The 14,304-nt window shown below is 56.9% G+C and carries 13 protein-coding genes; 9 read left to right on the top strand and 4 right to left on the bottom strand.

What is annotated here, in order from left to right; all coding sequences use genetic code 11:
* Nucleotides 1-4 precede the first annotated feature (4 nt).
* From sppA to chiD, 4 genes are all read left to right on the top strand, one after another.
* Complete coding sequence (gene sppA, locus AC2CGQ_RS05970; RefSeq protein ID WP_484593513.1) at nt 5-1,861, top strand: signal peptide peptidase SppA; 1,857 nt, start codon at nt 5-7, stop codon at nt 1,859-1,861.
* A gap of 93 nt (nt 1,862-1,954) precedes the next feature.
* Nucleotides 1,955-2,971: an asparaginase gene (gene ansA / locus AC2CGQ_RS05965; RefSeq protein ID WP_016927477.1), complete on the top strand. Its 1,017-nt coding sequence runs from the start codon at nt 1,955-1,957 to the stop codon at nt 2,969-2,971.
* 22 nt (nt 2,972-2,993) lie between these two features.
* The gene (gene pncA / locus AC2CGQ_RS05960) at nt 2,994-3,626 is read left to right on the top strand and encodes a bifunctional nicotinamidase/pyrazinamidase (RefSeq protein ID WP_015378100.1); all 633 of its coding nucleotides are present in this window, start codon (nt 2,994-2,996) and stop codon (nt 3,624-3,626) included.
* Nucleotides 3,627-3,859: 233 nt separating this feature from the next.
* Complete coding sequence (chiD, locus tag AC2CGQ_RS05955) at nt 3,860-5,137, top strand: chitinase ChiD (RefSeq protein WP_164122430.1); 1,278 nt, start codon at nt 3,860-3,862, stop codon at nt 5,135-5,137.
* 43 nt (nt 5,138-5,180) lie between these two features.
* On the opposite strand, the gene AC2CGQ_RS05950 is transcribed toward chiD, so the two are convergent.
* Both AC2CGQ_RS05950 and msrB read right to left on the bottom strand, forming a co-directional pair.
* Nucleotides 5,181-5,453, bottom strand: coding sequence for a YeaC family protein (locus AC2CGQ_RS05950; RefSeq protein ID WP_004932218.1), 273 nt, complete (start codon nt 5,451-5,453; stop codon nt 5,181-5,183).
* A gap of 63 nt (nt 5,454-5,516) precedes the next feature.
* Nucleotides 5,517-5,930, bottom strand: coding sequence for a peptide-methionine (R)-S-oxide reductase MsrB (gene msrB, locus AC2CGQ_RS05945; protein ID WP_004932219.1), 414 nt, complete (start codon nt 5,928-5,930; stop codon nt 5,517-5,519).
* Nucleotides 5,931-6,278: 348 nt separating this feature from the next.
* Here msrB and gapA point away from each other — a divergent pair, with 348 nt between their 5' ends.
* Both gapA and AC2CGQ_RS05935 read left to right on the top strand, forming a co-directional pair.
* Nucleotides 6,279-7,274, top strand: coding sequence for a glyceraldehyde-3-phosphate dehydrogenase (gapA, locus tag AC2CGQ_RS05940; RefSeq protein ID WP_004932222.1), 996 nt, complete (start codon nt 6,279-6,281; stop codon nt 7,272-7,274).
* 83 nt (nt 7,275-7,357) lie between these two features.
* Nucleotides 7,358-8,233: a D-hexose-6-phosphate mutarotase gene (locus AC2CGQ_RS05935; RefSeq protein WP_021503854.1), complete on the top strand. Its 876-nt coding sequence runs from the start codon at nt 7,358-7,360 to the stop codon at nt 8,231-8,233.
* 94 nt (nt 8,234-8,327) lie between these two features.
* Here AC2CGQ_RS05935 and AC2CGQ_RS05930 read toward each other — a convergent pair whose 3' ends face one another.
* Nucleotides 8,328-9,092 carry a MipA/OmpV family protein gene (locus AC2CGQ_RS05930; RefSeq protein ID WP_015378103.1) on the bottom strand — a complete coding sequence of 255 codons (765 nt, stop codon included), beginning with the start codon at nt 9,090-9,092 and terminating at the stop codon, nt 8,328-8,330.
* Nucleotides 9,093-9,518: 426 nt separating this feature from the next.
* Between AC2CGQ_RS05930 and yeaG the strand changes: the two genes are divergently transcribed.
* From yeaG to AC2CGQ_RS05915, 3 genes are all read left to right on the top strand, one after another.
* Nucleotides 9,519-11,453: a protein kinase YeaG gene (yeaG, locus tag AC2CGQ_RS05925; protein ID WP_004932230.1), complete on the top strand. Its 1,935-nt coding sequence runs from the start codon at nt 9,519-9,521 to the stop codon at nt 11,451-11,453.
* 132 nt (nt 11,454-11,585) lie between these two features.
* The gene (locus AC2CGQ_RS05920; protein WP_004932234.1) at nt 11,586-12,854 is read left to right on the top strand and encodes a YeaH/YhbH family protein; all 1,269 of its coding nucleotides are present in this window, start codon (nt 11,586-11,588) and stop codon (nt 12,852-12,854) included.
* Between the two features lie 337 nt (nt 12,855-13,191).
* Nucleotides 13,192-13,422 carry a hypothetical protein gene (locus AC2CGQ_RS05915; RefSeq protein ID WP_004932237.1) on the top strand — a complete coding sequence of 77 codons (231 nt, stop codon included), beginning with the start codon at nt 13,192-13,194 and terminating at the stop codon, nt 13,420-13,422.
* Nucleotides 13,423-13,603: 181 nt separating this feature from the next.
* Here AC2CGQ_RS05915 and AC2CGQ_RS05910 read toward each other — a convergent pair whose 3' ends face one another.
* Entirely contained in the window at nt 13,604-14,293 is a 690-nt protein-coding gene (locus tag AC2CGQ_RS05910; RefSeq protein ID WP_004932239.1) for an alpha/beta hydrolase, read from the bottom strand.
* Nucleotides 14,294-14,304 lie beyond the last annotated feature (11 nt).

Below are 14,304 nucleotides of genomic sequence, written 5' to 3'. Positions count from 1 at the left end.
GCACATGCGCACATTGTGGCAAATTATTGCCGGCATTTTCCGGTGGACATGGCGTCTGCTGAATTTTATCAGGGAACTGATCCTTAACCTGTTCCTGGTCCTGCTGATCCTGGTTGGGGTCGGCATCTATCTGTCCTTCCAAAGTTCCTCCACCTCGACGGCCCCGGCGCGCGGCGCGCTGTTGGTCGATTTAAGCGGCGTGGTGGTCGATCAGCCTTCGGTAAACAACCGGGTGCGGCAATGGGGGCGTGAACTGTTGGGCGCCTCCAGCAGCCGCCTGCAGGAGAACTCGCTGTTCGACGTGGTGGACAGCATCCGCAAGGCCAAAGACGACAAAAACATTACCGGCATGGTGTTGCAGCTGAATGACTTCGCCGGCGCCGATCAGCCGTCGCTGCGCTATATCGGCAAAGCGCTGCGCGAGTTCCGCGACAGCGGCAAACCGATCTTCGCCATCGGCGACAGCTACAACCAAACGCAATACTACCTGGCCAGCTACGCCAACAAGGTCTTCCTGTCACCGCAGGGCGCGGTCGATCTGCACGGTTTCGCCACCAACAACCTGTACTACAAGTCGTTGCTGGACATGCTCAAGGTCACCACCAATATCTTCCGCGTCGGCACCTATAAATCGGCGGTCGAACCGCTGATCCGCGACGATATGTCCCCGGCGGCGCGCGAAGCGGACAGCCGTTGGATCGGCGGCCTGTGGCAGAACTACCTGGAGACCGTGGCCGCCAACCGCCAACTGACGCCGCAGCAGCTGTTCCCGGGCGCAGCCGGCGTGCTGAACGGCCTGCAGGCGGCCGGTGGCGACACCGCCCGCTATGCGCTGGACAATAAGCTGGTGGACGAGCTGGCGTCGCGCACCGCGATCGAAAATCAGCTGGTCAAGACCTTCGGCTGGGACAAACAGGCGAACGATTTCAACGCCATCAGCATCTACGACTATCAGCCGAAGCCGGACGCCAACCAGGGCGGCAAGATCGCCGTGGTGTTCGCCAACGGCGCCATCATGGACGGCCAGCAGACGCCGGGCAACGTCGGGGGGGACACCACCGCCGCCGAGCTGCGCCAGGCGCGTCTGGATCCGGCCGTCAAGGCCGTGGTGTTCCGCGTCAACAGCCCAGGCGGCAGCGTCAGCGCGTCCGAAGTGATCCGCTCCGAGCTGGCCGCCGTGCGCGCCGCCGGCAAACCGGTGGTGGTGTCGATGGGCGGCATGGCCGCGTCGGGCGGCTACTGGGTCTCGACGCCGGCCGACTATATCATCGCCAGCCCGAGCACCCTGACCGGTTCTATCGGCATTTTCGGCATCATCAATACCTACGAGAAAACCCTGGATACGCTGGGTGTGCACACCGACGGCGTGGCGACCTCGCCGCTGGCCGATATCGCGGTCACCAAGGCGCTGCCGCAGGAGTTCTCGCAGATGATGCAGCTGAATATCGAAAACGGGTATAAGAACTTCCTCGAGCTGGTCGCCAAATCACGCAAGATGACCCCGCAGCAGGTTGACCAAATCGCACAGGGCCACGTCTGGCTCGGCAGCGACGCCAAGGCCAACGGCCTGGTCGATCAGTTGGGTGATTTCGACGACGCGGTGAAGAAAGCCGCCGAGCTGGCAAAGCTGCAGCAGTGGCAGCTCGACTGGTTCGTCGATACCCCAAGCCTCAGCGATATGGTGCTCAGCCAGTTTGGCGTTTCCATTCACGCCATGCTGCCGGCCGCGATTCAGGCCATACTGCCCGCCCCGCTGGCTTCGGTCGCCAACGCGGTGAAAGAGCAGCCGGGTTTGTTCAATAACCTGAACGATCCGCAGAACCGTTACGCGATCTGTCTGACCTGCGGAGAAGTCCGCTAACAAATAATTCTGCAGCCCGGCCACCGCCGGGCTTTTTTTCTGCCGCCATGTCCCTATAATTCAGCCCATCTTATCTTTGTTAAAATCATAACCATGCAAAAGAAATCCATTTACGTCGCCTACACCGGCGGCACCATCGGCATGCAGCGTTCCGATCACGGCTACATCCCGGTTTCCGGCCACCTGCAGCGCCAGCTGGCGCTGATGCCCGAATTCCATCGGCCGGAGATGCCGGATTTCACCATTCATGAATACGCGCCATTGATTGACTCTTCAGACATGACGCCGGAAGACTGGCAGCACATCGCCGACGACATCAAGCAGAACTACGATCGCTACGACGGCTTCGTGATCCTGCATGGCACCGACACCATGGCGTTCACCGCCTCGGCGCTTTCCTTCATGCTGGAAAACCTGGCCAAACCGGTGATCGTCACCGGCTCGCAGATCCCGCTGGCGGAGCTGCGCTCCGATGGCCAAACCAACCTACTCAACGCGCTGTATCTGGCGGCCAACCATCCGGTGAACGAAGTCAGCCTGTTCTTCAACAACAAGCTGTTCCGCGGCAACCGCACCACCAAAGCGCACGCCGACGGCTTCGACGCCTTCGCTTCCCCCAATCTGCCGCCGCTGCTGGAAGCCGGCATCCATATTCGCCGCCAGCAAGGCATCGACAGCCCGGCTTGCAACGGCGCGTTGCAGGTGCATGACATCACGCCGCAGCCGATCGGCGTGGTCACCATCTATCCGGGCATTTCCGGCGCGGTGGTGCGTAATTTCCTGTTGCAGCCGGTCAAGGCGCTGATCCTGCGCTCCTACGGCGTCGGTAACGCGCCGCAAAAGGCCGAGCTGATCGACGAGTTGCGTGCGGCCTCTGAACGCGGCATCGTGGTGGTCAACCTGACGCAGTGCATCTCTGGGCGCGTCAATATGGAAGGCTACGCCACCGGCAACGCGCTGGCGCATGCCGGGGTGATCAGCGGTTTCGACATGACGGTGGAAGCCGCCCTGACCAAGCTGCACTATCTGTTGAGCCAGCCGCTGACGCCGGAACAAATCCGCGCCCTGATGCAGCAAGATCTGCGCGGCGAGCTAAGCATCAACGGTTAACCTACTGAACTCTGGAGCGGCGATGAAAACGGCCCTGTTGTTGATCGATCTGCAAAACGATTTCTGCCCCGGCGGCGCGCTGGCGGTCACGGAGGGCGACGCCGTCATTCCGGTCGCCAATCAGGCGATCGCCGCCTGCCTGGCGCGGGGCGAGCCGGTGGTGGCCAGCCAGGACTGGCATCCCGCCAATCACCGCAGCTTTGCGGTGAACTCCCATGCGCAGGTCGGCACCCTCGGCGAGCTGGAAGGTCTGCCGCAGGTGTGGTGGCCGGTGCACTGCGTGCAAGGGAGCCACGGCGCCGATTTTCATTCTCAATTGCAGCGGCAACACATCGATGCCGTTTTTCGCAAAGGGCAGGATACGAGCATCGACAGCTACAGCGCGTTCTTCGATAACGGCCACCGGGCGCAGACCGAACTGCACGATTGGCTGCAATCGCAGGGCGTCCGGCGGCTGGCGATCATGGGCCTGGCGACCGACTACTGCGTGAAGTTCAGCGTGCTGGATGCACTGGCTGCCGGCTATCCGACGCAGGTGATCGTCGACGGCTGCCGCGGCGTGAATCTGCAGCCGGGCGACAGTGAGCAAGCGCTGCAGGACATGGCGCGCGCCGGCGCACAGCTAGTTACCCTGTCACAGTTTCTCGCCAACTAAATCCTCTCGGGCGCCACCGGCGCCCTCTCTACGCAGCGGCGAAATTATCGACGCCGCTCACAATACCACCTTTCTTCTTCCCCAACGGCTTGTGACCGGCAGGCGCTTTTGCTGTTATGGCTGCGACGCTTTTGGCGTCAATCGGTTATACGCATCCGGGGCCCACTGAGCCCGGCTTTATTGTGCCCGCCCCTGGCGGTACGGTCGGCCTTGCCGACCACAAGGAGACAGACATGAAAATAACCCGAAAACTGCTGCCTTTGCTGGCGGCGGTGCAATTGGCTATGGCCGGCGCAAGCACGGCCCAGGCGGCCTATCTCTCCGTCGGCTACTTCAACGGCGGCGGCGACGTTACCGCCGGCCCCGGTGGTGACATCGACAAGCTGGACGTGACGCAAATCACCCATCTCAACTATTCGTTTGGCCTGATCTACAACGACGAGAAAGACGAAACCAATGCGGCGCTGAAAGACCCCGCTCGCCGCCACCAGATCTACCTGTCGCCGAAAGTCACAGCCGATTTGCAACGGCTGCCGGTGCTGCGCAAACAGAACCCCGAGCTGAAAGTGCTGTTGTCGGTCGGCGGCTGGGGCGCACGCGGTTTCTCCGGCGCTGCCGCCACCGCGGGAAACCGGGTGATTTTCATTCGCTCCGCGTTGCAGGTGATCGAGCAGTACGGGCTGGATGGGATCGATCTGGACTGGGAATACCCGGTAAACGGCGCCTGGGGTTTGGTGGAAAGCCAACCGGCAGACCGCGACAACTTCACCCTGCTGCTGAGAGAGCTTCATCAGGCGCTGGGTAAAGGCAAGCTGTTAACCATCGCCGTCGGGGCCAACGTCAAAAGCCCGCAGGAATGGGTCGATGTGAAAAGCATTGCCCCTTACCTCAACTACATCAATCTGATGACCTACGACATGGCTTACGGCACGCAGTACTTCAATGCCAACCTGTACGATTCAAAGCGCTGGCCAACCGTAGCCGCCGCCGACCGCTACAGCGCCGATTCCGTGGTAAAACATTATCTGGCCGCCGGATTAAAACCGGCGCAGATGAACCTGGGTATCGGTTTCTACGGCCGGGTGCCGAAACGAGCGACCGAGCCGGGCATCGACTGGGACAAGCCGGACGCCGCCAAACATCCGGTGACGCAGCCTTATTTCAGTGCGCGAGAAACCGCTCTGTTCCGCACGCTGGGGTTGGATCTCAGCAAAGACACTTACTTTAAATACCACGATATCGTCAGCAAATTGCTCAACGATCCGCAGCAGCGTTTTCGCGAACACTGGGATGACGACGCCAAAGTGCCATACCTGACGCTGCAATCCGCCGAAGGCAAACCGCTGTTCGCCATCTCCTACGAGAACCCGCGTTCGGTGGCTATCAAAGCCGAGTACATCAAAAGCCAGGGATTGGGGGGAGCGATGTTCTGGGAGTACGGCGCGGACGACAATAACCGGCTGGCGCAACAGCTGGCGGAGTCGCTGGGAATAAAAGGCGAGAAACGGTAAATCGACGGGGGCGATGGCGACATCGCCCCGCTTTAGGGACAGCTTACTGCGGTTTAAGTTTGACCAGCGGCTCGGCAACAAACTGCTGCTTCAGTTCTTGCTTGCTCTTCATCACGATCTGCCCGTCGGTGCCGATGCTCATGTGCTGCGGATCGACGTTGTTCATCGACTGCCACAGCATCACCGCCTGCAGGCTGTTTTCCTTCTGCTCAGGCGTCAGCGCCACGCCGTCCGGCCACTTGCCCAGCTCAACCGCCTGCACCAGGCGCTGGTATATCTCGGGCGTCATCGCCGCAATCAGATCTTTCACGTCCATCAGAGCCCTTCTCGCTTACAGATGAATAATTAGCTGAATCGATTTTGTTGATTAAATTACCACTTAACCAGCCGTTTGGTCGCCATTTTCGCCATCGGTGAAACTCAGCGAGGCGGAGTTGACGCAGTAGCGGTCGCCAGTCGGCTGCGGGCCATCAGGGAAAACGTGCCCCAGATGCGCGTCGCAGTGGCCGCAGCGGATTTCAACACGATGCATATTATGTGAATTATCATCAAGATAACGGATTGCATCGGCGGAAACCGGCTCATAAAAGCTCGGCCAGCCGCAGCCGGAATCGTATTTGGTTTCGGAATAGAACAGCGGCTGGTTACAGCACAGGCAATGGTACACGCCCTCGCGCTTGTTGTGCAGCAATTTGCCGCTGAACGGCGCTTCGGTGCCACGCTGTTGCGTCACATAACGTTGGATTTCATTCAGTTCCGTGACCGGATGACCGGGGGTTGTCTCTTTAGCCATTTGTGCTTATCTCTGAATGTGGATAATGTCAACGAAAACAATGATTAATAATAACAAAAAATTAACACCGCTGCAGGGGTTTTTGGCCTAAACTGTAGCCCATAAAGGCCACGTCACGATGATATGTGATAACGATCACACATCTTGCGTATGCTGACTTTATACTTGGCGGCTTGTCCCCATATAACGGATGAGGCCGAGCGCAAATGGACTGTGCAATAAGCGTGCAAAACCACCCTTCCGGTTTGACTTGCCGCAAGTATTGACACGATTCCGCTTGACGCTGGGTAAGGTTTTTGTAATTTTACAACCAACCTTTTATTCACTAACAAATAGCTGGTGGAATATATGACTATCAAAGTAGGTATCAACGGTTTTGGCCGTATCGGTCGCATTGTTTTCCGTGCTGCTCAAGAGCGTTCTGACATCGAGATCGTTGCAATCAACGACCTGTTGGACGCAGAGTACATGGCTTACATGCTGAAGTATGACTCTACTCACGGCCGTTTCAACGGTACGGTAGAAGTTAAAGACGGCCACCTGGTTGTTAATGGCAAAACCATCCGTGTTACCGCAGAGAAAGACCCGGCTAACCTGAAGTGGAACGAAGTGGGTGTTGATGTGGTTGCTGAAGCGACCGGTATCTTCCTGACCGACGAAACCGCGCGTAAACACATCACCGCCGGCGCTAAAAAAGTGGTTCTGACTGGCCCATCCAAAGATGCGACCCCAATGTTCGTTCGCGGCGCCAACTTTGACAAATATGCCGGCCAGGACATCGTGTCCAACGCCTCTTGCACCACCAACTGCCTGGCGCCACTGGCTAAAGTCATCAACGACAACTTCGGTATCGTTGAAGGCCTGATGACCACCGTTCACGCCACCACCGCTACTCAAAAAACCGTTGATGGCCCGTCTCACAAAGACTGGCGCGGCGGCCGCGGCGCATCCCAGAACATCATCCCTTCTTCTACCGGCGCAGCGAAAGCGGTTGGCGTGGTTCTGCCAGAGCTGAAAGGCAAACTGACCGGCATGGCGTTCCGCGTACCGACCCCTAACGTGTCCGTTGTTGACCTGACCGTGCGTCTGGAAAAAGCGGCTACCTACGAAGAAATCAAGAAAGCCATCAAAGACGCCGCTGAAGGCTCTATGAAAGGCGTTCTGGGCTATGTTGAAGACGACGTGGTTTCCACCGACTTCAACGGCGAAGTACTGACTTCCGTGTTCGATGCCAAAGCCGGTATCGCACTGAACGACAACTTCGTGAAACTGGTTTCCTGGTACGACAACGAAACCGGCTACTCTAACAAGGTTCTGGATCTGATCGCTCACATCTCCAAGTAATGGCATGATGTTAAGCTGATAATGAGGGCGACATTTTTGTCGCCCTTTTTTATTTGTATCTCCGGCAAACAATAGGTCATGAAATGAACGAGAAAATTTTCACCCTGCCCGTTTCCGAACAAATTTCTCCTTATATCAGCCAGCGGCAACTCGATGAGCTGGGCGTGGTTGTGGTGTCGCACCCGAAAGTGCGCGCGGCCGTCGCGCTGCAAGGCGCGCATTTGCTGGCCTGGCAGCCCAGCGGTGAGCAGCCGGTGATTTGGCTCAGCAACAACACGCCTTTCGCCACAGGCAAGGCCATCCGCGGTGGCGTGCCGATCTGCTGGCCGTGGTTCGGCCCGGTGGCGCAACCCTCCCACGGCTTTGCCCGCAACCAGCCCTGGAGCCTGACGGCGCACGATGAAGATGAGAACGGCGTCATCCTGACCTTTACGCTGAAAGACAATGAGCAGACCCGCAAACTGTGGCCGCACGCCTTCACGCTGATTGCTCGCTTCAAGCTGGGTGAAGAGTGCGAGATCGAGCTGGAATCGCACGGCGATTATCAAGCCACGGCGGCGCTGCACAGTTACTTCCAGGTCGGCGACATCGATCGGGTCAGCGTGGCGGGCCTGGGCGAGCCTTATATCGACAAGGTGGCGGGCGGCGCAGAGGCGCATCAGACGGGTGAAGTGACATTCATCGGCCAAACCGACCGCGTCTATACCCGCCCGGAAGCTTTCAGCCAGATCCGCGATCCGGCACTCGCTCGCACCATCGAGGTTCACCACCATCATATGAGCGACGTCATCGCCTGGAACCCCGGCGTGGAACTCTCCTGCAGCATGGGGGATATGCCGAACGACGGTTACAAGACCATGGTCTGCATCGAGACCGGGCGCGTCAGCAAACCGCTGGTCGCTGCCGGCGAGCAACCCGCCCGTTTGGGTGTCACCTTCCGCAGTCGTAAGAAGGCCTGAGGAACCGTGCGCGGAAGCGCACTACAGATGTGCAAAAGGGGCGCCAGCGCCCCTTTTTGATGCACGACACGCACGATAATTGTGCAATGCGTGATTAGAAGGTGTAGCTCACACCCGTCATCAATAAACCGGTGTAAGATTTATCCACCATCGGGCTGTCTTTCACTTCATCCGACAATTTCACATAGCGGCCGACGAAGAAGGCGTTCCAGCTTTTGTTGATCTGATAATTGGCGCTCAGCTCGAGATACGGAGCCCAGCTATCGCCAGGGGTGTAGCTGTCCAGGCCGCTGCGGCGTGATTCATTGGCGCTGACGCCGTAGTAATATTTGTTCTGGTTCTTACTGTTCCACATCACGCCCACGCCCGGGACCAGCGTCAGCGCGTCCAGATCAAACTTGTACAGATAAGCGACATCGCCCACCAGCCCGTTGCTGTTGTTCAGCGTGTCGCCGGTGAACGTGGTACGAAGGGTGCCCCACTCTGCGTTGTGTGAATAGGCCAGGCCGGCCATCAGCGTGCCGCGACGCTTGTCGAGACGCTTCATGCGATCGTCGTCGCTGTCGCCCGGACGGTAGCCCCATGGCGTGTAATACCCCATGATGCTCAGCTGATTTTCTTGATCTTTCCACAGGTAGTAACCGGCGGTCAGAGTACGGAAGTAGAAGTCGTCACCTTCATAGTCGATGACGGGCACCGGATAAACGCGGTCCTGATAACCGCGATACGCGTCCGGGCTAACCAGCGCGGCAGCACCGAGTGACCAGGTCCCCGCCTGAGCACTTTGCGCACAAACCATTGCGGAAGCGATAATTGCTAGCGTTTTGAGTTTTGAAATCTTCACTGGTTCTTTTTCCATAAATTACAGGGTTAATAGCCGCGATAGTTTATGTGAAAATTTAGTTGCGCGCCTAATCTTTACAATAGAAAACGACCAAGATCGAATAACTTATAGCGGAATTATGAATTAATCATGGCGGAACGATGACGATTCATGCCGCAGGCCGCGCCAGACAAGGCATTTGGTTATCCCGGCAATAACTGAGTCATTGATATGACTTAAAAAAAGCTTTTTCTACGGCAGGAAATTTTCCGGCAAGCAAACTAAGCTTAAATCAGAAGGTGAATTTATCCTGGGCCCAGTGGCATACAGCGCAACTCGCGATAATAAGCGCACCAAGTTGGCATACGGGTTGCTGTACTCAGGCGTATTCTCATCTTTCGGGAGCCAGAACACTATCACACGCTCTCTTTAACCTGTGCTAATAACGAAAGGACGGGCATCATGAACATATTTGACCACTATCGCCAGCGCTACGAAGCTGCCAAGGACGAAGAGTTCACACTGCAGGAATTTCTTACCATTTGCCGGCAAGATCGCAGTGCCTATGCCAACGCGGCCGAACGTCTGCTGATGGCTATCGGTGAACCTGTGATGGTCGACACTGCGCTAGAATCACGCCTGTCGCGCCTGTTCTCCAACCGCGTGATCGCACGCTATCCGGCCTTCGAAGAATTCTACGGCATGGAAGAGGCCATCGAACAGATCGTCTCTTACCTGAAGCACGCCGCGCAGGGCCTGGAAGAGAAGAAACAGATCCTTTACCTGCTGGGCCCGGTGGGCGGCGGTAAATCCTCGCTGGCAGAACGCCTTAAAGCGTTGATGCAGCGCGTGCCCATCTACACCCTCAGCGCCAACGGCGAACGCAGCCCGGTCAACGATCATCCGCTGTGCCTGTTCAACCCTCAGGAAGATGCCTCAATCCTGGAAAAAGAGTTCAACATCCCAAGTCGCTATCTCGGCACCATCATGTCGCCGTGGGCGGCGAAGCGCCTGCACGAGTTCGGCGGCGATATCACCAAGTTTAAAGTCGTGAAGGTGCGCCCTTCCATCCTGGAGCAGATCGCCATCGCCAAAACCGAACCGGGCGATGAGAACAACCAGGACATCTCGGCGCTGGTCGGTAAAGTGGACATCCGTAAGCTGGAGAACCACGCGCAGAACGATCCGGACGCCTACGGCTATTCCGGCGCACTGTGCCGCGCCAACCAGGGGATTATGGAATTCGTCGAGATGTTCAAAGCGCCGATCAAAGTGCTGCATCCGCTGCTGACGGCGACTCAGGAAGGTAACTACAACGGCACCGAGGGCATCTCCGCCCTGCCGTTCAACGGCATTATTCTGGCGCACTCCAACGAATCCGAGTGGGTGACCTTCCGTAACAACAAGAACAACGAAGCGTTCCTCGACCGCGTGTACATCGTCAAGGTGCCTTACTGTCTGCGCGTGTCGGAAGAGATCAAGATTTACGACAAGCTGCTGGATCACAGCGAGCTGACTCACGCGCCCTGCGCGCCGGGCACCCTCGAAACGCTGGCGCGCTTTAGCGTGCTGTCGCGGCTGAAAGAGCCGGAAAACTCGAGCATTTACTCGAAAATGCGCGTGTATGACGGCGAAAGCCTCAAGGATACCGATCCGAAAGCCAAGTCCTATCAGGAGTACCGCGACTACGCCGGGGTTGACGAAGGCATGAACGGCCTCTCCACCCGTTTCGCCTTTAAAATCCTCTCGCGGGTATTCAACTTCGATCACGCCGAGGTGGCAGCCAACCCGGTGCACCTGTTCTATGTGTTGGAGCAGCAGATCGAACGCGAACAGTTCCCGCAGGATTTGGCCGAGAAATACCTCGAACATCTGAAAGGCTATCTGATCCCGAAATACGCCGAGTTTATCGGCAAAGAGATCCAGACCGCCTATCTGGAATCCTACTCGGAATACGGACAGAACATTTTTGACCGTTACGTGACCTACGCGGACTTCTGGATCCAGGATCAGGAGTATCGCGACCCCGACACCGGTCAGCTGTTCGACCGCGAGTCTTTGAACGCCGAACTGGAGAAAATTGAAAAACCGGCCGGTATCAGCAACCCGAAAGATTTCCGCAACGAAATCGTGAACTTCGTGCTGCGCGCCCGCGCCAACAACAACGGCCGCAATCCGAACTGGACCAGCTACGAGAAGCTGCGCACCGTGATCGAGAAGAAAATGTTCTCCAATACCGAAGAGCTGTTGCCGGTGATTTCATTTAACGCCAAAACCTCGACAGACGAGCAGAAAAAACACGACGACTTCGTCGACCGCATGATGGAGAAAGGCTATACCCGCAAGCAGGTGCGCCTGTTGTGTGAATGGTATCTGCGGGTCAGAAAATCCTCATAACGCCTCAGGTAAGCGGCATTATCAGGGCCATGTCCACAGTCATGGACGTTGCAGCGCAGCCCAAGGAGGGGCTTACACATTGCGCTGTCGCGACCGGGACATGAAGAGTTGGCAACGTCGTTTGGGGGAAGTATGGCCTATTTCATTGACCGACGGCTGAACGGCAAAAACAAGAGCATGGTGAACCGCCAGCGCTTCTTGCGCCGTTACAAGTCGCAAATCAAACAGTCGATTGCCGAAGCCATCAACAAGCGTTCGGTCACCGACGTAGACAGCGGGGAGTCGGTCTCCATCCCCACTGACGATATCAACGAACCGATGTTTCATCAGGGGCGCGGCGGCACACGCCATCGTGTTCACCCAGGCAATGACCACTTCGTGCAGAACGATCGCGTTGAGCGGCCTCAGGGCGGCGCAGGCGGTGGCGGCGGCCAGGGCAACGCCAGCCAGGACGGTGAAGGCCAGGATGAATTCGTCTTCCAGATCTCCAAAGACGAGTACCTCGATCTTTTGTTCGAGGATCTCGCCCTGCCCAATCTGAAAAAGAATCAGTACAAGCAGTTGACCGAGTTCAAAACCCATCGTGCCGGCTATACCGCCAATGGCGTGCCGGCCAACATCAGCGTCGTGCGTTCGCTGCAGAATTCGCTGGCGCGACGAACCGCCATGACCGCCGGTAAAAGACGCGCGTTGCACGAGCTGGAAGATGCGCTGACCCAGTTGGAAAATACCGAGCCGGTGCAATTGCTGGAAGAGGAGCGGCTGCGCAAGGAAATTGCCGAACTGCGCAAGAAAATCGAAAGCGTGCCGTTTATCGATACCTTCGACCTGCGCTACAAAAACTATGAGCGCCGGCCGGAGCCCTCCAGCCAGGCGGTGATGTTCTGCCTGATGGACGTGTCCGGCTCGATGGACCAGGCGACCAAAGACATGGCCAAGCGTTTTTACATTCTGCTCTATTTGTTCCTGAGCCGAACCTATAAAAACGTCGAGGTGGTCTACATTCGCCATCACACCCAGGCGAAAGAGGTGGACGAACAGGAGTTCTTCTATTCGCAGGAAACCGGTGGCACCATCGTTTCCAGCGCGCTGAAGTTAATGAATGACGTAGTCGAAGAACGTTATGACCCGGCGCAATGGAATATCTATGCCGCGCAAGCGTCGGACGGCGACAACTGGGCCGACGATTCACCGCTGTGTCATGAGCTGTTGGCGAAAAAGATCCTGCCGATGGTGCGTTATTACAGCTACATAGAAATCACTCGCCGCGCTCACCAAACGCTGTGGCGCGAATACGAGGATCTGCAGGCGAAATTCGACAACTTCGCCATGCAGCATATCCGCGAACCGGACGATATCTATCCGGTATTCCGCGAACTGTTCCGTAAACAGACCGTGTGAATAACGCCGCGTGAATGTCACCACAGCCGGAAAGCACCGTTTTCCGGCTGTTTCTTTTTCGCATTATACATTTGCAAAACCCATGTTTATTTTTTAAACAATGGCAACAACAATAATAAGTCAGATTCCCCAGAACGGTTCTCTCTATTATTTGTTCTTCTGAGGTTATTCCTAAACATCCGCCGCTACCCCCGCACGGCTTGATAGGAATATTCCCATTCAGTTATCGTTACCCCATCGCTTAAGTCTCTTCCTAAGCGAAATTTGCATCATTTTATTTTTCTATGGCTTCTCAGCCCGCTGCGGCGGGCATTTACCTGTCAGCAGGTTAGACATCATGATCGACTACACCCTCTATGGCCTCAACAAGCACGATGTTGATGAATACCATAAGCAAATATGTTGCCTGCTCGGCAAAAACGTGCTGCTGGTGTTGACCGCCAACAAGCCGATAACCAAACAGAACCTGCTCGCCAGCCTTATCCAGGAGATAGAAAAGCAGCCCGATGACTATTTTCAGCGGCTGCATCGCGCGGCAATAGAAATGATCGGCGTTAACGGGCGCTAAGGCGATATGCGTAAGGCAGACCTCTACGCCATTATTACCGCCGCCGTCGTGTTGATGATGCTGTTATAACGATATCAGCGCTTATCCCTAATTAGCGCCTATTACGCCGGCTCTTTCGTCCGGCGTAATAGGCAGCGAAGGGATAATCTGCCGCAGAATGTCGAGCCTTCCTGCCCCTGCTTTATTTCAAACCTGCCGCTTCGTCAATCAAACCCGCCACCTCATCGGCATGGGAAACCAGCGAGGCATGGCTGGCATTCAGCACCATCACTTTCTTGGCCTGCAGCCGCTGCGCCATGCGCCGCTGATTCTCCGGCGCTATCATGCGATCGTCGCTGGAAAGTTGATACCATGACGGCTTATGTTTCCAGGCGGGCTCGCCGATGGTGTTGCCAAAGGTATCGGCCAGCGGGGCCTTCTGCGCCACCGCCATCACCAATGCCTCGTCGGCGGTCAGATCCTGGCAAAAGCTTTCGTGAAACTTGTCGGTTTTAATCCACAGATAACCGTCGCTGTCCGGGGCCAGATTCTCGACTGCCGCAGGAGGATGCGCTTGCGTAATACCGCCGGCACTTTCACCGGCATCCGGCGCAAACGCGGCGATGTAGACCAGGCCAACCACGTTAGGCTGGTTGCCCATTTCCGTGATCACGGCACCGCCGTAAGAGTGCCCGACCAACAATACCGGTCCCGCTTGCTGCGCGACCATCTTACGCGTACGTTCCGCATCCTCAGCCAGCGACGTCAACGGCATTTCCACCGCATGAATCGCCGTATATCCCCTGCGCGACAACTCGATGATGACCTTACTCCAGTGCGCGGCGCCGCCCCAGAATCCGTGTACCAGCACGATAGTTGGTTTTGTGCTCATTGCCGACTCCT

Source organism: Serratia sp. DFXYC6, from assembly GCF_057196085.1.
Note: the sequence above shows the minus strand (reverse complement) of the source record. Positions and strands in the feature narration are given on the sequence as shown.